We start from the raw sequence: 22,602 nt of genomic DNA on the forward strand, positions 1-22,602 counted from the left end.
CCGATAATGGCACTTGCCCACATATTTCAGAAATTTACTTCTTCGATTTCAGATATTTATCTGAGATTATATCTCGATGAGATACGACCTGAACCTGCTCCCGGTTTTCCTGGCCCTGATGGAGGAGCGCAGCGTGACACGGGCGGCAGCGCGGCTGGGCATCACGCAGCCGGCGCTGTCCAATTCGTTGAACCGCCTGCGCGACACCCTGCGGGATCCGCTGTTCATCCGGGAACGCTACGGCATAAAGCCGACGCAGCTCGCCGAGGAGATCGCGCCGACGATCGAGGCGGCGCTGGCGCAACTGGACGATCTCATCCTGAACCAGCAGGAGTTCCAGCCGGCAACCACCGAACGACTGTTCACCCTTGCCCCCAACAGCTACGTGGAGATCGTGCTGATGCCGGCGCTGGTGGCGAGGGCGCGCGAACGAGCGCCGGGGATCAAGCTGCGCATGACGGCCTTCGGCAACGATCTGGCCGAGACCGGGGTCATTTCCGGCACCACGGCCATGGTGCTCGGCCGGATCGTCGATCCGCCGGACAACCTCGTCGTCCAGCATCTCATGGACGATGGGCTGGCCTGCGTGGTGCGCAAGGACCATCCCGGCGTGCGGGACCGGATTTCCCGAGAACAGTACGAAATGCTCAAGCATGTGAACGTGCTGCCGCCGGGCCGGCTGCGCGCGGGTGTCTTCCAGGCATTGGGGCAGCAAAACCTCAAGCGCGAGGTTGCGGTTTCCGTCACGCATTTCCTTGCCGTGCCGGAGATGCTTGCCGTCACCGACTATTGCGCAACGCTGCCGAAGCTTATCTGCCGCAGTCTGGAGCGCGATCCCCGGCTGAAGGGGCTGCCGACGCCGGTCGACCTCGGCACCTTTCCGGTGGAGATGGCCTGGCACGTTCGCTACCGCCACGACCCCGCCCACAGGTGGTTGCGCTCGCTGATCGGCGAGCTGGCAAAGGAAATGACGGCGCAAGTCCCCTGAGAGCGCCTTTCTGGTTCGGCGCGTGTTGCTCGAGCCTGTCCCCCACAAGGTGGGGGCCGCGTAGCGGTCGGAGAGGGGGATGGCGCTGCCCAGACCCCCCCTCACGCCCCCAGCGTCGGCTCCGTATTCACCTCCAGCGCCTCTTCCGCTTCGTCCTCCTCGCCGAGCACCTCCTCATGCACCCCCAGCGCCTGCCCGATCCACACCGGGTCGACCGTGTGGTCTCGCTTGGGGTTGGTGGTGTTGGGGTGGATGAGGATGCTCAAGCCGCCGTGGTTCAGCATCAGCCATGGCACCAGCGTGGCGAAAACCGCGTTGGCGAAGGAGACCTGGTACATGGCCTGCTGGTGCGGACCGACTGGCTCGTCGCGCCAGTTGCCCAGGCGCACGCGGAAGCGTTCCGCGATGCGCAGGCGCAGCCATTCGGCATGCTGCCGCTCAGGCTGCCCGGCGTAGTAGATATGGGCGTGATAGCTGGCGATCTCCGCAAGCTGCCTCGGACTGTTTTTCTCGTTCACCGCGATCCTCCCCTTCGATTGGTGTCGCGCCCGGCTCTCCCAGGCCCTCCAGGCAGCCTCGCGCGCTTGGCGGACTTGAGTCAATTCAAAGGCGAATGGCCGCCTTTTGCCAATCCTGCCAAAGTCGAAAGTCCGGCCCGCCGACATCTTGACGAAAACTGGTGCGCCTGATGAGACATGGTGCAATCGGTTCCAGGGGGAGATGGGCAAGCGGTGGGCAGGCTGTGAAGCGCGTTTTTCGTTTGCTTGCCGCTGTTATCATGGCGTCCGGGCTGACCGGTTGCACCAGCATCTCCTACTACGCGCAGTCGCTGCAGGGTCATGTCGAGATCATGGCCGCGCGGAAAGATGTCGGAACGCTCGTCCAGGATCCTTCGACGCCTCAGGCCTTGCGCGCCAGGCTGACGTCGGCGAGCGCCATCAGGCGGTTTGCGACGGATGAGCTGGCGCTGCCCGACAACAGCAGCTACCGCAGCTATGTCGACATCCATCGCGACGCCGTGACCTGGGCCGTTTTCGCCGCGCCGCAGTTCTCGCTTGCGCCGCGCACATGGTGCTTTCCAGTGTTCGGCTGCGTTCCATACCGGGGCTACTTTGCCCGCAAAGCCGCGACCGAAAGCGCGCTCGAACTGCACAGGCAGGGGCTGGACGTCTATGTCACCGGCATCACCGCCTATTCCACGCTGGGCTGGTCGAGCGACCCGCTGCTCAGCACCATGCTCGGTCAGGACGACACCTATCTCGCCAGCCTGATCTTTCATGAACTGGCGCATCAGCGCCTTTATGTCGACGGCGACTCCGCCTTCAACGAGGCCTTCGCGGTTGCCGTCGAAACCACCGGCGTCAGGAAATGGCTGCGCGCCGCTGGCGATCGCGCCGGATTGCGCCGCTACGAAGCCGATCGCAGGCGCAGGGCCGATTTTCTCGCACTGCTGGCGAAAACCCGCGACGAGCTGGGGCAGGTCTATGAAAGCTCCCGCAGCCCGGAGCAGATGGCGGCCGCCAAGGCTGCCGCGATCGACAGGCTGCGCATGCGCTATCGGCAGCTGCGCGACCGGCGCTGGGCGGGATATCGGGGCTACGACGCCTGGTTCTCGGCCCCGATCAACAACGCAAAGCTCGCCGCGACCGCCGTCTACGGCGAACAGGTTCCGGCCTTTCTTCGCCTGTTCGACCTGTGCGCCGGCGACTATCCGAGGTTCTACGCTTCCGTTCGACGCATCGCCGATCTGCCCCAACCTTCCCGTGCCGAAGCGCTCAAGACTGCCGCTACCTGTGATCGACCGGGCGCCGGGACCGCGGCCGCGCGGCCTAACGCTTTCTGAAGAAACCGGACAGGATGTTCGGACCCGCTTCGCCGGGCCGCAGCCTGATCCCGTCCTCGAACGAGTTCAGCGTCACGCACTCGAAGCCGTGGTGCGCGAGCAGCGCCACCAGCGAGCCGCGGTCGAAATGGTGCAGGTGCTCGTCGGGCAGGCGCATGCGCCAGGTCTGGAACCACGCATCGCCGTCGGCGCCGAGCTCGCGCCAGCGGCAATAGGGCACGGCGATGGCCAGGTGGCGGGCCTTGAGGCGGGCGAGGAAACTCAGGTCCGGTATATGCTCGAGCACGTCGAACATGGCGACGAGATCCCACGAGCTGGCGAGCGCCTCATCCCAATCGACGAAGCGGACGCCCTGCGGCAGCGGAAACCTGGCGATGTCGCAGCCGGCGCAGTCGGCGACGCCGGTTATCTTCGCCGCTTCGACGAACGTGCCGGTGCCGTAGCCGATCTCCAGCACCGACCGGGGAATCTCGCCGGTGACGCCCAGCACCCAGCCAAGCCGCTGATAGCCGAGCTTGATGGTCCGGTCGCTCAAATCCTCGTAATAGGAGATGTATTGCTTGTCGTACTTGATCGGGGTGAAGTCGATCTGGTGGATCACGCCGAACCCGTCCAGCTCGTAGTTGTCCAGCATTCGCGTGCGCCCTCCGCAGTGCGGATTCCTTACATGGCGGAGCTAAACGCAAGGTAACCGGCCGAGCCGGCCAAAGAATCGAACCAGCGGGCCTCACTCCACCTCACGCCGCGCTCCGCCCTTCGTACCGCTCCCCCACAGGGCGCGCTGGAACACGTTGCGCTTGCCCTTGCGCGGGACGAGCTCGATGTCGCTGACCAGCTTGGCGCCGCCCTTGCGCCGCTCCAGCGTGATCTTGCGGCTGTGAAAGGCTTCGAGTTCGGCGCGATGCGCCACGCTGATGATGGTCACCTTCGGCAGCTCGTGGACGATGGTCTTCATCATCTTCTCCTGGCTCTTCTCGTCCAGCGCCGAGGTCGCTTCGTCGAGCACGATGATGTCGGGGCTGTGCAGCAGGAGGCGCGCGAAGGCGAGGCGCTGCTTTTCGCCGCCCGACAGCGTCTGGTCCCATGGCGCCTCTTCCTCGAGCCTGGCCGCGAGATAGGCGAGGCCGACCTTGTCGAGGGCGGTGTTGATCTCTTCGGCCGTCCAGTTGTCGGCGGCGGCGGGATAGGCGACGGCGCGGCGCAGCGTGCCGGTGGGGATGTAGGGCCGCTGCGGCAGCATGAACAGCCGCCTGCCGGGGTGGAAATTGACGCTGCCGCCGCCCCATGGCCAGAGGCCGGCGACGGCGCGCACCAGCGTCGACTTGCCCGAGCCGGATTCGCCCGCCACCAGCACCCGTTCGCCGGGTTCGATCGCGACTCCGGTTTCCTTGACCACGGCGGTGCCGTCGTCGAGCGTCACCGAGAGATTGTCGAGGCTGAGCATGGCGCCGTCCTCGGTTTCGCCGCGGCTTATGCGTCCGAGCGCGTCACTCTGCTCGGCGCGCTCCAGCCCGTCGAGCGACATCATCAGCGACGCGATGCGCCGCGCCGAGGCGTTCCAGTCGGCAAGCCGCGGGTAGTTGTCGACCAGCCAGCCGAACGCGCCCTGCACGATGCCGAAGGCGGAAGCCGCCTGCATCACCTCGCCAAGCGACATGCCGCCTGCGAGGAATTTCGGCGCGCAGAGCAGGATCGGCACCACCGGCGCGAACAGCAACGACCCTTGCGATACCAGCGCGGTGCGCATGTGCTGGCCGGTCAGCAGCGCCCATTGCCTCAGCACATGGCCGAAATTCCTGTCGATGCCGCTGCGCTCCTCGTCCTCGCCGCCGAGCAGCGCGATGCTCTCGCCGTTCTCGCGCACGCGCGTCAGCGTGTAGCGCAGCTCGGCCTCGGCCTGGTTCTTCGTCTCGGAGATGCGCACGAAGTTGCGGCCGATGACCACCATCGAGGTCGAGGTGATGGCGGCATAGATCACCGCCGTGATCACCAGGAAGCCCGGAATGGTGACGCTTTCGCCGCCGATCGGCAGGGTCAGCGCGCCGCCGATCGTCCACAGCACGATGATGAAGGTCGAGGCCGACAGGAACGCGTTGAGGACGCCGGCGATGAAATCGACGGGCGATTCGGTGGCGATGCGCAAATCCTCGGTCATGCGCGCTTCGGGGTTCTGGTGGTCGCCGCCGACCAGGTTGAGCTGATAGTAGCGGCCGCTGGCCAGCCAGCGCGCGATGACCGCGGTGGTCAGCCAGGAACGCCAGCGGCGCTGGATCGTCATGCGCATATAGACCTGCGTGACGACAAGGCTGCCGCTGCACAGCACCAGCGGCACGAAGACGGCACTGAGGAAATAGACGCTGCGGGCGTTGCGCTGCTCGAGCGCGTCGAAGATCGAGCGGTTCCAGACATTGATGCCGTACTGGAAGCCGATATTGATGCAGATCAGCAAAAGCACGCCGATGGTGAGCGGCCAGGCGAGCCGGTCGCCGCGACGGCTCCAGTAGCCGCGCGCGCTGATCCAGAAACGCTTCAGCAGATATTTCCTGCGCGCCTGCTCGGCTTGCTCGGGCGCCAGCTGCGGATCGGGTTCGGCAGCCTCCGGCGGTGGCGCCGCCTCGCCATTGACCTCAGGCGCGGCTTCGACAACCAAATGCTTGTCTTCATTCGATTTCTCCCGGCCCGATTTCGCTTTGCCCGGCGTTCGGGCAGTACGCGATTTGGCGCCGCGGGCCGGTTTCGATTTGGATCTAGCTTCTGACATCAGGCCGACAACGGCCTAAAAATCAAAAGGTTTCACGACGTTCGCCCGGCCATGCGGCCGCCGGCGCGCCTTGGTTCCGGTGCTGGCGGCCATCCGCCGTGATTGCCGGGATAGCCGCGACAAGTGGAAACACGGAGCCGGAAGCTTGCCTATCGGACAAACCTCACGCGATTATTCCGGCCAACAATGCCTGCACCGGATCGACAGGCTCGATCCGGTGCCGGCCTGAAGGGGGTTCGATGCGGCGTGTACCGATCGTCATGCGACCGCTTGGCGGTATGGGCAACAGGATGTTTCAGTACATGTTCAGCCATGTGCTGGCCAGGCGCATTCCCGGCGGCTATGTCTGCAACGCCGACCTGCCGGAATGGTCCATCGCCACGGTGCGGCCGCCCCTCTTGTGGCGGTACCGGGCGCTTCGGCTCGAAGGCTCGCATCGCTACGATCTCGACGCGATCGCCGCCGCGTTCCGCCAGAAACGGGCGCGCAGCGTCCTGTTCAAGGGCTTCGCACAGAGACTGGGCTATTACGATCGAGCCGAGGTTTCCAGGATTTTCGACGGGCGCCCAGCCGAGGCGCCGACCTATGGCGACGACTTCCTCGTCATCCATGTGCGGGCCGGCGACATCCTCGACGGCTTCCACAAGAACTACTGCCCGATGCCGTTCGCCTTCTTCGAAACCTTGATCCGCGACAGCGGCCGCAAGCCGGTCTTCGTCGGCCAGACCCATGACGACAACGACTATTGCCGGCGCCTGCGCCAGCGCTTTCCGGATGCCGTCTTCGCGCCGCAGGCATCGCCATTGACCGATTTCGAGACGCTGCGCCGGGCAAGCCAAGTCGTCGCGTCGGTAGGCACCTTTTCCTGGCTGGCCAGCTGGCTGTCGTCGGCGCACACGATCCATCTGCCGGTGGCCGGCATCCTCGATCCGATAATCAGGCCGGACATCGACCTGCTTCCGGCGGGCGACGCGCGCTACCGCTTCCATCAACTGGACATCGGCGACTGGACGGCGTCCGCCGAGCAGCTCGCGGCCTTCTATGGCGATGCGATCGCGTTTCGGCAGGTCGAACTTGGGCAAATTGCGCGATGAAAGAATTGCGATGAGATTTCCGCTTTCCATCGACAGGCCTTTGATCTGCGCGATCATGAAGCTGGAGCAGCCCTATGTGATCGAGTGGATCGCGTGGCACAAGCTGCACGGCTTCGATCTGATGATCGCCGACAATTGTCTCGCCGGACCGCAGACGGCAGTGCTTTCGGCGTTGCGCGACGCCGGCTGGATCCAACTGGTCGACTGGCGGCACGATCGCTCGCAGCCGCAGCGGCGCGCCTATTCGCACCTTTATTGGCGGGCGCTGCTGCAGGGCTATCGCTATCTCGGCTTCCTCGACGCCGACGAATTTCTCGAGCCACTCGACGGACCGCCCTGGAGCGGCGCCGAGCTCGTCCGCTCGCTGCTCAGACGGCGCGGCGTGCGCAGCGTCGCCTTCCGCTGGGCGAATTTCGGCAGCGACGGCAAAGAGGCCTATGACGACGAGCTGGTCACCGTCCGGTTTCCGAGACGCGGCAGGCACGACGCCTCGACGGCGCGCTGGAAGAAGGCGTTTGCGCGCGTCGCCTCATGCCTGCCGAAGGCCCTGCGAAGCCCGACGCTGTTCATGGCGCATCCGCACGGTTTCCCGATCGGGCAGCGCAGGACGCTGGTCGACGGCATCACCCTCGACAGGCATCAAGCCGCCATGCCGATGGAATGGAAGCTCGGCTGGGTCCGCCACTATGCGGTGAAGTCGCGGCAGGAATTGCTGAGCAAGCACGCCCGCGGCGGAGGCTTCACGCCGGCGAGCGAGGCGCCCTCCCTGGAAGAATACATCGCGTCGCGGGATCAAAATGACATTCTCGAACCGCTCGACGACGCGGCGATCGAGGCCCTGCGGGCCAAGGTCGCGGAGATCGTCCGGTCGCTCGATCCGGCGATCCTCGAGCAGACGCGGCCGCTGTTCGAACAGCACAAGTAGGATCGGCGCCGTCGCGTGCCCCTAGGCAAGCACAAGCGGCGCGGTGCTCATCCCGTGGAACGACAGCGACGGGCGGCGCCCGGCGCCGGCGGCATCGAGCCACCAGCCAGGGGCGCGGGTGAACAGCGCCTCGATCATCGCCGCGATCTCGATGCGGGCGACATGCTGGCCGAGGCAAACATGCAGGCCGGTGCCGAAGGTCAATGACAAGGCCGGCGAGCGGGTGAGGTCCAGCCGGTCACCGTCCGCGAAGACCGCATCGTCGCGGTTGCCGCTGCCGAGCACCGCCACCACCGCCTCGCCGTTCGCGATCCTGGCTGTGCCGAGGTCGATGTCTTCGGCCGCAATGCGCGCGACCGCGTATTGCACGGAGGCGCCGTAGCGCAGGAGCTCGGCGGCGGCGCTGCTCCAGTCGACAGCCCGGCGCTCGAGCAGGTCGCGCTGTTCTGGAAAACGGTGCAGCGCGACCACCGCGTTGCCGAAAGCGTCGACGACGGTCTCCTGTCCGGCAAACAGCATGAACACGACGTTGGCCACCATGTCTTCGTGGGACCAGCGCCCTTCGGCGACTTCCCGCGCCATGCGGGCGACCATTCCGTCCGGCCGGAAGGCCTGTTGCGCCAGCCGTTCCTCGACAAAGGCCCGGCACTCGCCATAGGCCGCGGTGCTGGCAGCCGGCGGCTGGTCTGTTCGCAGGTCGAACGCACCAGCCATGCGGCTGGTCACCGATTTCAGCGCCCATGGATCCTCGATCTCGATGCCCATGATTTCCTGCAGGAGCCAGAAGGAGACCGGCACGGCGAGCCCGGCGACGGCATCGATGCGGCCGTCCGCCATCGCCCGGTCGACCAGCTCGCGGCTTAGCGCGCGCAGGCCCTGTGTCAGCGTCTCGACGGCGGATCTGGAGAGGCAGCCTGCAACCGGCCGGCGCAGCTCACCATGATGCGGCGGATCGGCGAGCATCACAGACCGGCTGAGCAGCGCCATCGGCGCCTGGTCGACAAGCTTGCGGCGGACCTCCTCATACCTGCCGGGCGGCGCCTGCAGCAGGGCCGGATGCTTGAGGACGCGGGACACCAGTTCATGGCTGAAGACGTAATGCGCGTCGGCAAGTTCCGGATAGGGCGCGGCGCCGCGCGCGATGCCGCCCGACGCGCGCATTCGGGCAAAATGCGCAAACGGATCGTCGCCGAGCGCGAACGGATCGAAGAACGGAGCCGTCATGCCGTGGCCGGCCCGCATGTCATTTCTTGAGGTCCTTGGCCGAGATGACCCGGAACCCACCGGACGCGGCGTCCTGAGGGAAGAAATCCGGCATGACGTAGAGGAATTCGCAGTCGTAGACGCGGTAGTGCAGCCGCAGCAGCGGATCGCGGATGATCTCTTCGAGCGGCGGCCTTATGCCGGTCTCGTTCCAGCGGTCTATGGTGGCGCGGAACCGCGGGTCGGACCTGACCTGGTCGTCGTCGTCCTCGTCGCCGGATGAGCCGGCATAGGCCGAGCAGCGGCCGTCGCCGATCAGCCAGCGCGCGCCGAGGCGGCGGCCGTGGTGCTCCATCTCCTTCAGCAGCCGGATTGCCGTGTTGCCGCCGCGGTGGCTGGGGCGGACGCAGAGATTGTAGGCATAAAGCGAGTGCACCGGCTCGCTGCGCGGCAGCGATGCAAAGGCATCGAAATTCGTGGGAAAATCGGCGCGCACCAGCGGGTCCTGGCTGGTTTCGGTGAAGCAGAGCGTGCCGGCCAGCGCGTCGCCGTCGATCGCGCCCAGCATGGTGTGGCCAAGCGCCAGCCGGCGGCGGATGGTCGCCTCGCTGGCTCGCAGCGGACCGGCCCAGGCGGCAGCCTCAAGCTCCATCAGCAGCGGCATGTCGTCCGCGTCCAGCTTCCGGATTGGAAGCGCATTGCTCTCGACGTTCATCTCTCGGCCACCCGACTTGCCCACGCGCTATAGGGCGTGCCGCAGCTTTTTGCTAGTCAGCAAGGCTGCCGTTTGCAATTGTGCAGGCCGGGGGACGCGATCACTTGATATTCTACGTCACGCATAGAAAGCACGCCTATACTCATGCGGTCGTGCTTCTCTATCACCGCCCAGACCTGCAAGCATCGTTCCGGCTGGTTCGCTATGAGGATGCCGGGTTGCTGCGCGGCGTTCGCGCGGGCGTGGTGGTCTGGTCGGACATGGACCGGCTGAGCGCCGAGGAGTTGCAGCGGGCAGCCGAGCTGAGCGCCGAGCTGGCGCAGCAAACGGGCTTGACGCAGCTCAACCATCCGACGGCCAGCCTGCAGCGCTTGGATCTGTTGCGCGTGCTGCGCGGCGACGACGGCAACTTTTTTCGCGCATTCAGGCCGGACGAGCTCGATGACACGATGTGCTATCCCGTCTTCATCCGCGACGAGGTGGGCGCGCTGTACGAGGAGCCGCCGCTTCTGCACGACCGGCCGGCGCTGGACGCGGCACTCGCAAGGCCGGACGGGCGCAAGCTGGTGCGGCCGATCGTGGTGGAGATGACCGGCACGCCAGGGCCTGACGGATACTACCGGAAATTCGCCGCCTACCGGGTCGGCGATACGATCTACGCCCAGCATATTGCGATGTCGAAATCGTGGTTCGTCAAGAATGCGGCCGATCGGCTCTTGCCGGCCCACATCGACGAGATCAGGGCCTACATTACCGAGAACCCGCATGCCGGGCGGGTGATGCAGGTCTTCGAAAAGGCCCGCATGCAGTACGGGCGCATCGACTACACGCTTGCCGAGGGCAAGCTCGTGGTGTTCGAGATCAACAGCAATCCGACCGTGCTGAGTGACCCGCCGACGCCGTTCGCCACCTACGACCCGCAGCCTTTCGCCGACCGCCACGCCGACGCGCTGCTCGCGCTGCCGCAGGCGGCAGCGCCGGACTCGCTGCCCGCGATCGACGCCGCCAACCGGGCGACGCTGGCCAAATTGCGGCGCCGCTACGAGTTCAAGCGGCTGAAGCTCGTGCTGCAGAAGATCTTTGGGCGAGGTGGGGCAAAATAGTCTGAAGCGCGACGCCTTGCCCAGCGACCCGCTCGAGCGAAACAACCGCAAAGCCGGGGCCGGCGGAAGTCTTGGCGGGCCGGCGCACTGCGCCGGCCCGTTCGCCTTTCGCCATCAGGCGGCCTTGACCTTCAGCTCTTCCTCGCCGCGCACCAGCTTGGTCACGCCGGCGAAGTCGAGCTTGCCGGAACCGAGCACCGGCACCTTCGGCACCACGCGCACCTCGGCCGGCACCATCAGGTCCATGGCGCCGTTGGCCTTGGCGAAGGCCAGGAATTCGGCCCGGGTGGCGTTCGCGGCCTCGGTGATGAGGATCAGCTTTTCGCCCTTGCGGGCATCCGGCACGCTGGCAACCGCCGACAGCGACCCTTTCCACAATTCGCCGGCCAGCGCCTCGACAGCGGCCAGCGAGATCATCTCGCCGCCGATCTTGGCGAAGCGCTTGGCGCGGCCGCGGATGGTGATGAAGCCGGCCTCGTCGACGGTGACGACGTCGCCGGTGTCATGCCAGCCGTCTGCCAGCGGCTCGAGCACGCCCGGCTTCTCGGCCCGCAGATAGCCCGACATGACATTGGGGCCGCGCACGTAGAGCCGCCCGCCGTCATCGACGCCGGGCACCGGATCCAGCCGATACTCCATGCCGGGCATGATTTTGCCGACGCTGCCGGACCGGTTGTACATCGGCGTGTTGATCGAGATCACCGGAGCCGCCTCGGTCACGCCGTAGCCTTCGAGGATACGCAGGCCGAACTTCTCCATATAGGTCATGCGCGTCGCCGGCTTGACCGGCTCGGCGCCGGCAAAGCAGTAGCGCACCGAGCGGAAGTCGTAAGGATGCGCCGTGCGCGCATAGCCGGAGAGGAACATGTCGGTGCCGAAGATGATCGTCGCATTCGACGCGTAGACCAGTTCCGGCACGATGCGGTAGTGCAGCGGCGAGGGGTAGAAATAGACCGGCACGCCCGAGATCAGCGGCAGCACCGTGCCCGCCGTCATGCCGAAGGAGTGGAAGATCGGCAGGACGTTGAACACCTTGTCGCCCGAGTGGAAATCGATCCGCGAGGCAGCCTGGGCTGCGTTGGCCAGGATGTTGCGGTGGGTGAGCACCACGCCCTTCGGCGTGCCTTCCGAACCCGAGGTGAACAGGATCACCGCGGCGTCGTCGGGCTTGCGGGCGACGCGCGGCGTGGTCTTGCGCAGCAAGCCGAGCAGCTTGTCCTTGAGGCCGATGCCGGCCCGCAGCTCGTCGAGCCAGACGATCTCCACCGAGCGGCCGATTTCCTCGACCACGGCGCCGAGCTTTGCCTGTTCGACAAACGCGCGCGAGGTGAGCACAGTCTTCACCTCGGCGGCCTTGCAGGCGGAGAGGATGTTCGCCGCACCGGCGGTGAAGTTGATCATCGCCGGCACCTTGCCGGCCGACATGACGCCGAGCAGCGTCGCGCATGCGCCATTGGCGTTGGGCAGCATGATGCCGATCGTCTGCTGGCCGGCATAGAGGTGCTCGAACTTCTCGCCGAGCACGGCGGCGGCCGTCAGCAGCTTGCCATAGCTCAGCGAGCCGGTGACCGGGTCCTGCACGGCGAGCTCCTTCATGCCGCGCTCGCCCGCCGTCAGGATGATCTTCTCCAGCACGGTCCTATCGATGTCCTCGGTGCGGAAGACGAGATCCGACATCACCTGATAGAGGGCGGCGCCCGCCGCGGTGCGACGCTGGCGGCCCTTGAGCTCCTGCGGAACGTCGAGCTTCACCGGCTCCAGGATGGTCACCTTGACCTTCGGGAACAGCCGGCGGCGCACGTGCTGCGACGTTAGCCGCGAGAAGTAGCTCTTCTCCAGCCCGTCGATGCGCACAGGCACCACCATCGAGCCGGTCTTGTCGGCGACCATGGCCGCGCCGTCATAGACCTTCATCAGGCCTCCGGTGACGGTGATGCGGCCTTCCGGGAAGATGACCAGCGGGTCGCCGCCCTGCACGATCTTGATCAGCGTGCGGGTCGACATCGGCTTCGCCGGATTGAGCGGCAGGGCGCGGGCGAGTTTCAGGAACGGCTTCATCCACCAGGCCTGCGCGATGGTGTGGTCGATGGCGAAGACCGGCTCCTCGTCGGTCAGCGTCAGGGCCAGCGGACCGTCGAGGAAGCTGACATGGTTGAGCGCCAGGATCGGCGCCGGGCCGGCGGCCTTGAGGTTGTCCAGCCCCTCGACCTCCAGATGATGGAAGGCGCGGAACAGTATGGAGACGAAATCGCGGAAAGGATTCGTCGGCAGGTATTTCAGCATCAGCCAGGCGGCGACGGCATTGACCGCGGCAAGGCCGGCCAGCACGCCGGCGATCGAGACGCCGGCGCCCTGGATGACGGCGACGAGGCCGCCGCCAATGGTCATGAAACCGGCGCTGACGACATTCACCGCGGCGACGACACGGGCGCGGCGGTCCTCCGGCGCCCAGGCCTGCACGGCCGCGAAGGTCGGCACGACCAGGAAGGCGCCGGCGATCGCCAGGCCGGCGAGATCGATGGCGACGCGAATGGTGTTCTGGCCGGCGAAGAAGGCGCCGAGCGTCTCGGCCTGGACCGTGCTGTGCAGGCCCCACACGCTCCAGGCGAGGTCCAGCCCGAAAACAGCCATCAGCGCGGTGCCGACAGGAGCCGGCAACAGCACCATGCGGCCCTGCGACATCCATGCGGCGATGGCCGAGCCGACGGCGACGGCGACCGCGAAGACGGCCAGATAGGCGGTCACCGCGATCTCGGTGCCGCCGAGCGAATTCTTGACCAGGGGGGGCAGGATGGAAAGGACGATGGCCCCGACCAGCCAGAACCACGACGCCATCAGCGCCGCCCGCCAGATGCGCTGGTTGGTGCGCAACTCGCTGACCAGACGCCAGGTGGAGCGCAGGATGTTCTTGTCGATCGCGAGATCGGGTGCGGCCGAACCGGTGGCCGGGATGTAGCGGCTGACGAGCCAGCAGCCGACGGCAAGCGCCATCATGATCGGGCCGAACACCGCAACGCCGATGCCGTCGGCCGAGACGATGCCGCCGGCGATGGTGCCACCGAGGATCGCGGCGAAGGTGGCCGACTCGATCCAGGCGTTGGCGCGCGGCAGTTCCTTGCGCTCGAGGTGATCGGGCAGGATGCCGTACTTGATCGGGCCGAACAGCGCCGAAATGACGCCGAACAGGAACAGCGCCGTCAGCAGAACCGGAATGGAGGAGAGCGCGATGCCGATGACCGCGAGCAGTGCGGCGCCGATCTCGACGAACTTCAGCCTGCGCGCCACGAAAGCCTTGTCGAAGCGGTCGGCGATCTCGCCGCCAAGCGCGGACAAGAGCAGGAAAGGAGCCATGAAGATGGCGCCGGCCAAGGTCACCAGTGACGCCGCCTGGTCGGCGGCAAGGGTGAAGAGGATGAGGAACACCAGCGTGTTCTTCAGGAAATTGTCGTTGAAGGCGGACAGGAACTGCGTCCAGAAGAGAGGCGCGAAGCGCCGCGACATCATCAGATGGGTGTTCATGGCAGGTTCCAATGGGCAAGGCCATCGAGCAATCCGAGATGGATCGGTCAGCGGTTGCTTGCGCGGTTTGAGCCTCGTTTTAAGCGGGAAGCCGGTTAAACTTCGTTACTGCGGTTGATATCCATCATCAGCTTTTCGGTCTTAGCGCCTTGCAGCCTGTTGATGAACCGGCCCGTTTCCTCCGCGTCACGCAGCGTCTTGGTGATGGCGATGGACGTCTTCCAGGCACTCGAATGGTTGGAAACATAACTGTTGGTGGCCATCGATATGATCCTTTCGTTTCAGGGTTAAGCCGGGTCGGCGCTGGCTGGTTTCAGGGCCGGATACAATCAGCCGGCTTCGTCATCCTCTTCGCCGCTCATTTTCCATGAACGATGTTCATAAACGCAACATAGCACATTGTGAACGGCGTTCAAGAGAAAAGTGAACACCGTTCAAAGATTCAAATGAAGGCGGCGACCGCGACCTTGGGCGAGGCCGCGCATACGGCGAGTTCCGCCTCGCCGATGCGGGATGTCACGCCTCGCCGGTCAGCCGTGCCGCAATCAGGCGCGCCGCCTTGACCGCCGCAGCACCCTGGTTGGCCGCGACCGCATCGTCGACGCGGGATATGGGGGACGCCACCGCCAGCGCGCCGATCGGTTGGCCGTCGGCGCCGAGGATCGCGGCGCCGATGCTGTGCACGCCTTCCTCATAGCCCTGCGAGCTGCGCGAATAGCCGCTCGCGGCGGCAAAAGCGATGGCTTTGGCCAGCGTGTCCGGTCCTGTCACCGTATGCGCGGTGAAGGCCTGCAAGGGCTTCTCCAGATAGGCGCTGACCACTTGCAGCCGCGAGGCGGCGAGGAAGGCGATGCCGGAGGCCGTGCCGTGCAGTGGCAGGATCTGGCCGACATCGACATTGACGCGGTTGGCCTTCGCCGACAGTTCGACATGCACGGTGAGCAGCGCGCCGGCGCTGAACTCCGACAGATGCACGGTCTCGCCGGTTTCGAGCGACAGCTCCCGCGCCACCGGCGCCGCCACGCGCACGAAAGGGAAATGCGCGTCGCGGATGCGGGCCAGCCGCGACAGGCCGGCGCCCAGCCGGTAGCGGCGGCTTTGCGGCTCCTGCTCGATCAGCCGATGGTTGGCGAGCGCCATCAGCAGGCGCCGGGCTGTCGCCTTGTCGAGGCCGGCCTTGCGGGCGAGGTCGGACAGCCCGATCTCCGGCTCGTCGAGCGTGAACAGCTCCAGCAGCGAGACCGCCTTGCCCACCGTGCTCATGATGCATTCTCCAAGATAGTTCGCATGTGAATTAACTTGACAGCAGCCGAGGTAGCCTGCAGTTTGTCTATAACATACAAAACGATGGTTCAAATAGTGAACCGACAAGAAAATCATCTTGTGCCCAACTGACGGCACACAAGGGAGGCTTCGCCCCGTGACGGCTGCCAAAAACGCTTTCCATTCAAAGACAACCGGCGATCTGCTCGACAGCGAGCAGCAGCGCTTCCTCGAAAACCACCCGCGCTCGGCGGCAGCATGGGAAGAGGGCAAGAGGCACTTCCTCTATGGCGGTCCCTCGCACTGGATGCGACGCTGGGCCGGCGGCTTCCCGGTCTATGCGGCGTCGGCCAGCGGCGCCCATATCCGTGACATCGACGGTCACGACTATGTCGACTTCGCCCTTGGCGACACCGGAGGCATGTGCGGCCATGCGCCGGAAGCGGTCACCCGCGCCGCGCTTCGCCAGTTGCAGAACGGCACCACGATGATGCTGCCGACCGAGGACAGCCTCTGGGTCGGCGCAGAGCTTACGCGCCGCTTCGGCCTGCCTTACTGGACGCTGACCACCTCGGCCACCGACGCCAATCGCGGCGCCATCCGCATCGCCCGCATGATCACCGGCCGCGACAAGGTGCTGGTCTTCTCCGGCTGCTATCACGGCGGCGTCGAGGAAGCGCATGTCGAGATCCGCGACGGCCGCGTCGGTATGCGCAACATGATCCATCCCAACGGCGTCGACCATTCCGCCGTCTCCAGGGTGGTCGAGTTCAACGACATCGCGGCGCTGGAGGAGGCGCTCTCGGCCGGCGACGTCGCCTGCGTGCTGACCGAGCCGCTGATGACCAATTTCGGCATGATCCCTGTCGCCGACGGTTTTCACGCCGCGCTTCGCGAAATCACGCGCCGCACCGGCACGGTGCTGATCATCGACGAGACGCACACCATCTCCAGCGGGCCGGGCGGCTATACTGCGCAGCACGGTCTGGAGCCGGACATGCTGGTCGCCGGCAAGGCAATCGCCGGCGGCATCCCGGCCGGCGTCTTCGGTGTCTCGCGGGAGATCGCCGAGCGGCTGTGGGCGATCGTGCCGATGGTCAATCCGCGTGTGCGTCAGTCGGCGCATCTCGGCATCGGTGGCACGCTGGCCGGCAACGCGCTGACCGTCGCCACCATGCGCGCGGTGCTGGAGGAGGTGCTGACGCCGGCCAATTTCGAAAAGATGATCGCCAACGCTTCGCGGCTGGCCGAGGCGGCGCGGGGCATCATCAGCGCCAACAAATTGCCCTGGCATGTGACGCAGATCGGCGCCCGCGCCGAGATCATGTTCATGCCCGCGCCGCCGCGCAACGGCGCCGACGTCATTGCCGGCCGGCGCGGCGATCTCGAGACGCTGCTGCATGCCTTCTACATGAACGAGGGCATATTGGTGACGCCGTTCCACACCATGTTCCTAATGTGCCCGGCGACCTCGCCGTCCGACGTCGACCGCCACACGGATGTCTTTACCCGCTTCGTCGATCTGGTTCGCAGCGCGGGCGTCGTCTAAGCGATGGCAAATCCATTCGACCTCAAGGGCCGGGTGGCGCTGGTGACCGGCGGGGGGCGCGGTATCGGTGCCGCGATCGTCACGCGCTTCGCCGAGGCTGGCGCTTCGTTGGTCATCGCCAACCGCACGCTCGACGTTGCCGAAACCCTCGCGGCCGATCTCTCGGCGCGGGGCCTCTCCGTCCGCGCCGTTACGCTTGCCGGACTCGACCGCGCCGCCTTGCACGGGCTCGTCGGCGACGTCATCCGCGAAGCCGGCCGCCTCGACATCGTCGTCCACAATGCCGGCGGCTGCCCCTGGGCCTCGATCGAGGACCTCGACGAGGACAAGCTCGAAGAGGCATTGGCGCTCAATCTCAAACCCTGCTTCTGGCTGGCGCAGGCGGCGGCGCCGGCAATGCGCGCCAACGGTTTCGGCCGCATCCTCGTCACCTCGTCAGTGTCGGCGCGCGTGGCCATGGCCGGCGGCGCGCACTATTCGGCGGCCAAGGCCGGCGTCAACGCCTTCATCCGGGGCGCCGCCTTCGAGTTCGCGCGCGACGGCATCACCATCAACGGCGTCGAGCCGGGCTTCATCGCCAAGGGCAGGGGCACAATGAGCGCGCCGGAAGTCGCCGACAGGCTCGGCCGGTTCATCCCCGCCGGCCGTCTCGGCGAGGCAGACGACATCGCCTATGCCATGCTCTACCTCGCCTCCGAGCAGGCGAGGTACTTGACCGGCCAGACCATCGTCGTCGACGGCGGCTCGACCTTGCCGGAGACCGGCTATGCCGTCGAGCGGCATTGGGGGCTGGCATGAGCCGGCGCCTTGAAGGCCGCAAGGCGCTGATCACCGGTGCCGCCACCGGCATGGGCCGCGCCACCGCCGAGCTGTTCGGCCGGCATGGCGCCGAGGTCATCGCCTTCGGCCATGGCGACGAAGTGCTGGACGAGGCCGCGAGGGCAAGCGGCGGCATCGCCGTGCGCGGCGACATCACGGTTCCCGGTGACATAGCCTTCGCCATCGACGCCTGCGAGGGTCGCCTCGACATCGTCGTCAACGCCGCCGGCGTGATGATCCTCGACGAGCCGGAGACGCTGAGCGACGAGACCTGGGCCAAGAGTTTCGCCGTCAACGTCACCGGCTCGATGATGGTCTGCCGCGCGGCGCTGCCGCTGCTGAAGCAGCGCGGCGGCGCGATCGTCAACATCGCTTCCGTCGGCGCGTTCAACGCCAGCGGCCAGAACGCCGCCTATTCGGCAAGCAAGGCAGCGCTCGTCTCCTATACGCGCTCGCTCGCCTTCGCACACGGCCCCGACGGCATCCGCGCCAATGCCGTGGCGCCCGGCTGGGTGCGCACGCCGATGAGCGTGTACGAGATGGAAGTGGCGGCGGCCGCCAACGGCTCGACGCCGGAGAAGGAGTTCGCGGCGCTGACCGGCCGCATCGCGCTGCGCCGTGTCGCCGAGCCCGAAGAGATCGCCTCCTGCTGCCTGTTCCTCGCCTCCGACGAAGCGTCCTTCGTCACCGGCGCGGTGCTGGTCGCCGACGGCGGCGGCCGCGCGCCGACGCAGAACAGGGCGGTGTGACGTGATCTGAAATTTCCCGTTCACCACGTTGGTCGCGGGTAAAACTTTGCGGCAGTTGGAGCTACACCAGCGCGCCGCAAACGGCTATCTATCGTCGCGGTATCATGCTTCGGGGTCATGAGAGGCGCGGGCTTGCAACTGGACCTGAAAACCATTGAAGCGCTTGCCCCTGACCAGGCCTCGCTCAGCGCCGCCTCCAAGCTGACCAAGCGCTCGAACTGGCCGCGCCTGGAGATGAATGAGCAACTGGGGCTCATCTGGGGGGAATGCCAGGGCTCGGGATCGAATCCCTATCGTGTCGCGTTCGACACCGGCGACCATGGCTACAAATGCACCTGTCCATCGCGAAAATTCCCGTGCAAGCACATATTGGGGCTGATGTGGATCGGCGCCACCGCGCCGGCCAGCTTCGATCGCGTCGATCAGACGCCGGAATGGGTGAATGACTGGCTCGGACGCCGCCGCAAGACCGGGCAGCAGCCAGCACAATCGGCGGCCAGCGCCGAAGGCAAAAGCATCGACGAGGCATCGCGGCCGGACGAGAGCGCCCCGGTCGAGGATGCCGCGGCCGCCGAACGCCGCGAGGCGGCACAGCGCAAGCGGGCAGAGGATACGCGAAGCGCGGTCTCGGCGGCGTTGGACGAGCTCGATCAATGGATAGCCGACCAGCTCCGGCTCGGCCTTGCCGGGTTCGTCGATGCCTGCAGCGAGCGCTGCCGCCGCATTGCAGCCCGGCTTGTCGACCTCAAGGCGACCGCGCTTGCCGGCCGCATCGACGAGTTGCCGGCGCGGCTGATGGCGCTGCGCGGCGAGGAGAAGCCGGATGCCGCGATCCGCGAGCTGGGCAAGCTGGTGCTGCTCGCCAAGGCCTGGCGCGCCACGCCCGATGATCCCGAGCTGAAACGACTTGTGTCGACATCTGAGACGCGCGAGCAGGTCCTCGCCAACCCCGATGCCGTCCAGGTCGCGAGCGACTGGGAGGTGCTGGGAGAAAAGATCGAGACCCGCCGCGACGGCCTCGTCAGCCATGCGACCTGGCTGCTCGATCTGCAGAGCCCGGCGCCGCGCTTTGCCGTCCTGCTCGACTTCTTCCCGGCCTCGGCCGGGCGGCGCTCAGGCGCCTTCGCGCCGGGCGATCGCTTCAAGGCCAGGCTGGTATTCTATCCATCGCGCACTCCGCTGCGGGCGCTGGTCGCGGAGCGGCTCGGCGATGCGGCGCCCGGTGCATGGCCAGCTTTCGCCTCGGACGCCGGCGATCCGCTTGCCGCCTATGCCGCTTTCCAGGACGGTGCGCCATGGCTGTCGGATTGCCCGGTCATCCTGCCGGCCGGCGCGATCGCGCTGGACGAGAAGGACGGCGCGTGGTGGCAGGCGGCGAACGATCCGCACGGCATTGCCCTGCCTGTCGAGGGCTCGGTCAACCGGACCTTGCTGGGCCTCGATCTCGCGGCCACGGCCGCGCTCTGGAACGGCGCCAGGCTGGAGCTGCTGGCGTCGCAGAGCAATATGGGGAGGCTCGATCTGTCGTGAACGAGCCCGAGCAGGCAGGGCTGGCGAGATTGCGCGACGGCTGGATTTCCGGCGGCGCCGCTTTCGAACTTGCCCCTGCAGAATGGAAGGAAGTGGCGGCAGCGGCCAACCCGGACGAGCAGGAGCGGCGGCTGTTGGCGATTGCCGCGCAGGCGCTCGATGTCGCGCTTCGCCCGGCAGCGCCGAAAACCCTGAAGCGGCGCCCGCCGTTGCCGGCGCTGGCCATGCCGATGATCCCGGAACGGCTGCGGCCGTTGCTGCGCGCCGCATTGAAATATGCGGCCGATGCGAGGCTCAAGGCCCGCGTGGCCACGCTCGTCGCCAGCCGAGGCTTCGTGCTGCATCCGATGGATTGGATGCCCGCTGCCTCGGATCAGGAAAGTCCCGAGGTCTATGCCCCCTGGGTCGACTGGCAGGCAGGCGCGGATGGCGAGAAACAGTCCCGGCGCGAGCAGCTGACAGCGGAGACCTGGGATGACTTCTATCCAGCGGCGCGCCGTACCGCGCTGGTCGATTTGCGGCGCACCACGCCTGCTCTGGCGCGGACGCTGATCGAGACCAAGGGGGCAAGCGAGTCGGCGGAGGTCAGGCTTGCGCTGGTTGAACTCATGCGCTTCGGCCTGGGTGCCGACGACGTTCCGTTCCTTAAGAGCCTGTCCGCCGATCGCTCCGGCAAGGTGCGCGAACTGGCCGGCCGGCTGCTGGCAAGGCTGGGGGAGCATGGCAATCAGGCTGATGGCGGGTCGGAAGATCCGACAGCCGAGCTCGCCGCCTTCATCGAGGAAGGCAAATCCGGCTTCATTCGCCGCCGCACCACCTACGCACCGATGAAACTCAAATCGCCTGCGCAACAGGCCCGTCGCGCCGACTTGTTCGCTTCCTGCTACTTCGGCGATCTTGTTGCTCGCTTCGGCAAGACAGAGCCTGATTTCATCGGCGCATGGCAGTTCGGCGTCGATGACAATGCCGATCGTTTTCTCGTTCTAATGGTCTCGGTGTCCGGCAGCGATGCGGCGGTGGCCTGTTTGGCGGATAGGCTTGTCGCCGAAGGCGGCAAGCTTCCGCTTCTCGCCCTCCAGCTCATGTTGCGTTTGGACAGCGGCAGGAAGCGTCTTTTGATCAGTCAGATCCTGAATGACGCACAAAATCTGCACGCGCTAAACCTGGTCGAAGGCGTAGAAGCAGGCTGGCTGGATTGGGGCGACCTCGCCAAAGGCAAGACGCTTTCGGCGCTGCGCTCCGCCGTCTCGGGTGACAACTCCGTCATGAAGCGAAGCGCTGAGCAGTATCTCGAGGCCATAGGCTTTCTCGCCACGGCGGCGACGGCGGAGAAACTGATCGGCGAGGTCGTCACCGCCGGCCTGCCGCCGGCATCGCCATCGCTCGGCCTGCTGCGGCTCAACGCGGCGCTGGCCGAAAATCGTTCCCAATCCGAAAGATGATCAACCCGGAGATGATCGCATGAACGCAGCCATCCGCCTTCCGGCCGAGCAGGTCTATGCCTCCGAACTGCAGGCGCTCGCGCGCGGCGACGATCGCCAGAAGCCAGCCGGCTGGAGCTTGTCGCCGAAAGCCGTGCTCACCTACCTGATGGGCGGCAAGGCTAGCGACGGCACCGTGATTTCGCCGAAATATGTCGGCCGCCGGCAGCTGATGGAGACCGCGATCGCGACGCTTGCCACCGACCGGGCGCTGCTGCTGCTCGGCGTGCCGGGCACGGCGAAATCCTGGGTCTCGGAACATCTCGCCGGCGCCATCATGGGAAACTCGACGCTGATCGTGCAGTGCACTGCCGGCACCGACGAGAACCAGATCCGCTATGGCTGGAACTATGCCCAGCTGCTGGCCAAGGGCCCGAGCCAGGAGGCGCTGGTGCCGACGCCGCTCTACCGCGCCATGCAGGAGGGCAAGCTCTGCCGGCTGGAAGAGCTGACGCGCATGGGTTCCGACGTGCAGGACACGCTGATCACCGTGCTGTCGGAAAAGATGATGCCGGTGCCGGAATTGAACACCTCGATCTACGCCCAGCGCGGCTTCAACATCATCGCCACCGCCAACAATCGCGACAAGGGCGTCAACGAGCTCTCATCGGCGCTGAAGCGTCGCTTCAACGTCGTGGTGCTGCCTCTGCCCGAGGACATGGCGGAAGAGGTCTCGATCGTCTCCCGACGCGTCGGCGAGATGGCCGGCGGGCTGGACCTGCCGGTGCCCAAGAATGTCGGCGAGGAGATCGCGCGGGTGCTCACCATCTTCCGCGAGTTGCGCTCCGGCGCGACCGCCGACGGCAAGGTGACGCTGAAGACGCCGTCGGGCTCGCTCTCCACCGCCGAGGCGATCGCCACGATGGTCAGCGGCCTCAGCCAGGCGGCTTGGTTCGACGGCGGCAAGCTCCACGCTGAAGGCCTGGCGCCAAGCCTGGTCGGCGCGATCGTCAAGGATCCTGTGCAGGACAAGGTGGTGCTGGAGGAATATTTGGAGACGGTGCTGAAGAAGCGGCCGGACTATGCCGGCTACTACGCGGCGCTCAACGCGGCCATCTGA

At 66.3% G+C, this 22,602-nt stretch carries 19 protein-coding genes; 11 read left to right on the forward strand and 8 right to left on the reverse strand.

Features of this window, described 5'->3' with window-relative positions; all coding sequences use genetic code 11:
- Positions 1–76: 76 nt before the first annotated feature.
- Positions 77–988, forward strand: a complete 912-nt coding sequence (locus EN857_RS10350) for a LysR family transcriptional regulator (RefSeq protein ID WP_128346357.1) — start codon at positions 77–79, stop codon at positions 986–988.
- Between the two features lie 101 nt (positions 989–1,089).
- Here the strand turns inward: EN857_RS10350 and EN857_RS10355 are convergent, their stop codons facing one another.
- Entirely contained in the window at positions 1,090–1,506 is a 417-nt protein-coding gene (locus tag EN857_RS10355) for a DOPA 4,5-dioxygenase family protein (protein WP_127393597.1), read from the reverse strand.
- A gap of 260 nt (positions 1,507–1,766) precedes the next feature.
- On the opposite strand from EN857_RS10355, the gene EN857_RS10360 reads away from it, so the two are divergent.
- Entirely contained in the window at positions 1,767–2,831 is a 1,065-nt protein-coding gene (locus tag EN857_RS10360; RefSeq protein ID WP_187331258.1) for an aminopeptidase, read from the forward strand.
- Here the strand turns inward: EN857_RS10360 and EN857_RS10365 are convergent.
- Together EN857_RS10365 and EN857_RS10370 are read right to left on the reverse strand one after the other, a co-directional pair.
- Positions 2,818–3,465 carry a class I SAM-dependent methyltransferase gene (locus EN857_RS10365; protein WP_127393599.1) on the reverse strand — a complete coding sequence of 216 codons (648 nt, stop codon included), beginning with the start codon at positions 3,463–3,465 and terminating at the stop codon, positions 2,818–2,820. The genes EN857_RS10360 and EN857_RS10365 overlap by 14 nt on opposite strands.
- Before the next feature lie 93 nt (positions 3,466–3,558).
- Positions 3,559–5,592: an ABC transporter ATP-binding protein/permease gene (locus EN857_RS10370; protein WP_128346358.1), complete on the reverse strand. Its 2,034-nt coding sequence runs from the start codon at positions 5,590–5,592 to the stop codon at positions 3,559–3,561.
- A gap of 239 nt (positions 5,593–5,831) precedes the next feature.
- On the opposite strand from EN857_RS10370, the gene EN857_RS10375 reads away from it, so the two are divergent.
- Both EN857_RS10375 and EN857_RS10380 read left to right on the forward strand, forming a co-directional pair.
- The gene (locus tag EN857_RS10375; protein ID WP_128272670.1) at positions 5,832–6,686 is read left to right on the forward strand and encodes an alpha-1,2-fucosyltransferase; all 855 of its coding nucleotides are present in this window, start codon (positions 5,832–5,834) and stop codon (positions 6,684–6,686) included.
- A 10-nt stretch (positions 6,687–6,696) separates the two neighbouring features.
- Complete coding sequence (locus tag EN857_RS10380) at positions 6,697–7,611, forward strand: glycosyltransferase family 2 protein (protein ID WP_127394354.1); 915 nt, start codon at positions 6,697–6,699, stop codon at positions 7,609–7,611.
- Positions 7,612–7,632: 21 nt separating this feature from the next.
- On the opposite strand, the gene EN857_RS10385 is transcribed toward EN857_RS10380, so the two are convergent.
- Positions 7,633–8,853 (reverse strand): cytochrome P450, encoded by a 1,221-nt coding sequence (locus tag EN857_RS10385; RefSeq protein WP_135858511.1) that lies wholly within the window; start codon positions 8,851–8,853, stop codon positions 7,633–7,635.
- 1 nt (position 8,854) lies between these two features.
- A complete protein-coding gene (locus tag EN857_RS10390; RefSeq protein ID WP_127285858.1) occupies positions 8,855–9,529 on the reverse strand; it encodes an N-acetyltransferase in 675 nt (224 codons plus the stop codon).
- Between the two features lie 104 nt (positions 9,530–9,633).
- On the opposite strand from EN857_RS10390, the gene EN857_RS10395 reads away from it, so the two are divergent.
- Positions 9,634–10,632, forward strand: a complete 999-nt coding sequence (locus EN857_RS10395; RefSeq protein ID WP_127392831.1) for a hypothetical protein — start codon at positions 9,634–9,636, stop codon at positions 10,630–10,632.
- A 114-nt stretch (positions 10,633–10,746) separates the two neighbouring features.
- On the opposite strand, the gene EN857_RS10400 is transcribed toward EN857_RS10395, so the two are convergent.
- The 3 genes from EN857_RS10400 to EN857_RS10405 form a co-directional block, all read right to left on the reverse strand.
- Positions 10,747–14,151 carry an acyl-[ACP]--phospholipid O-acyltransferase gene (locus EN857_RS10400; protein WP_135858513.1) on the reverse strand — a complete coding sequence of 1,135 codons (3,405 nt, stop codon included), beginning with the start codon at positions 14,149–14,151 and terminating at the stop codon, positions 10,747–10,749.
- Between the two features lie 95 nt (positions 14,152–14,246).
- Positions 14,247–14,414 (reverse strand): hypothetical protein, encoded by a 168-nt coding sequence (locus tag EN857_RS34655; protein ID WP_187331219.1) that lies wholly within the window; start codon positions 14,412–14,414, stop codon positions 14,247–14,249.
- A gap of 253 nt (positions 14,415–14,667) precedes the next feature.
- The gene (locus EN857_RS10405; RefSeq protein WP_127311962.1) at positions 14,668–15,414 is read right to left on the reverse strand and encodes an IclR family transcriptional regulator; all 747 of its coding nucleotides are present in this window, start codon (positions 15,412–15,414) and stop codon (positions 14,668–14,670) included.
- Positions 15,415–15,571: 157 nt separating this feature from the next.
- On the opposite strand from EN857_RS10405, the gene EN857_RS10410 reads away from it, so the two are divergent.
- From EN857_RS10410 to EN857_RS10435, 6 genes are all read left to right on the forward strand, one after another.
- Entirely contained in the window at positions 15,572–16,963 is a 1,392-nt protein-coding gene (locus EN857_RS10410; protein ID WP_128346397.1) for a transaminase, read from the forward strand.
- A gap of 3 nt (positions 16,964–16,966) precedes the next feature.
- Entirely contained in the window at positions 16,967–17,761 is a 795-nt protein-coding gene (locus EN857_RS10415; protein WP_127310139.1) for an SDR family oxidoreductase, read from the forward strand.
- Positions 17,758–18,531: an SDR family oxidoreductase gene (locus tag EN857_RS10420; RefSeq protein ID WP_127310138.1), complete on the forward strand. Its 774-nt coding sequence runs from the start codon at positions 17,758–17,760 to the stop codon at positions 18,529–18,531. Before EN857_RS10415 ends, EN857_RS10420 begins: the two co-directional genes overlap by 4 nt.
- Positions 18,532–18,663: 132 nt before the next feature.
- Positions 18,664–20,061 carry an SWIM zinc finger family protein gene (locus tag EN857_RS10425; RefSeq protein ID WP_127310137.1) on the forward strand — a complete coding sequence of 466 codons (1,398 nt, stop codon included), beginning with the start codon at positions 18,664–18,666 and terminating at the stop codon, positions 20,059–20,061.
- Positions 20,058–21,503, forward strand: coding sequence for a DUF5691 domain-containing protein (locus EN857_RS10430; RefSeq protein ID WP_128346398.1), 1,446 nt, complete (start codon positions 20,058–20,060; stop codon positions 21,501–21,503). Before EN857_RS10425 ends, EN857_RS10430 begins: the two co-directional genes overlap by 4 nt.
- A 19-nt stretch (positions 21,504–21,522) precedes the next feature.
- Positions 21,523–22,602: an AAA family ATPase gene (locus tag EN857_RS10435; protein WP_127392160.1), complete on the forward strand. Its 1,080-nt coding sequence runs from the start codon at positions 21,523–21,525 to the stop codon at positions 22,600–22,602.

The organism is Mesorhizobium sp. M4B.F.Ca.ET.214.01.1.1 (genome assembly GCF_004791545.1).
GTDB classification, from domain to species: domain Bacteria; phylum Pseudomonadota; class Alphaproteobacteria; order Rhizobiales; family Rhizobiaceae; genus Mesorhizobium; species Mesorhizobium abyssinicae.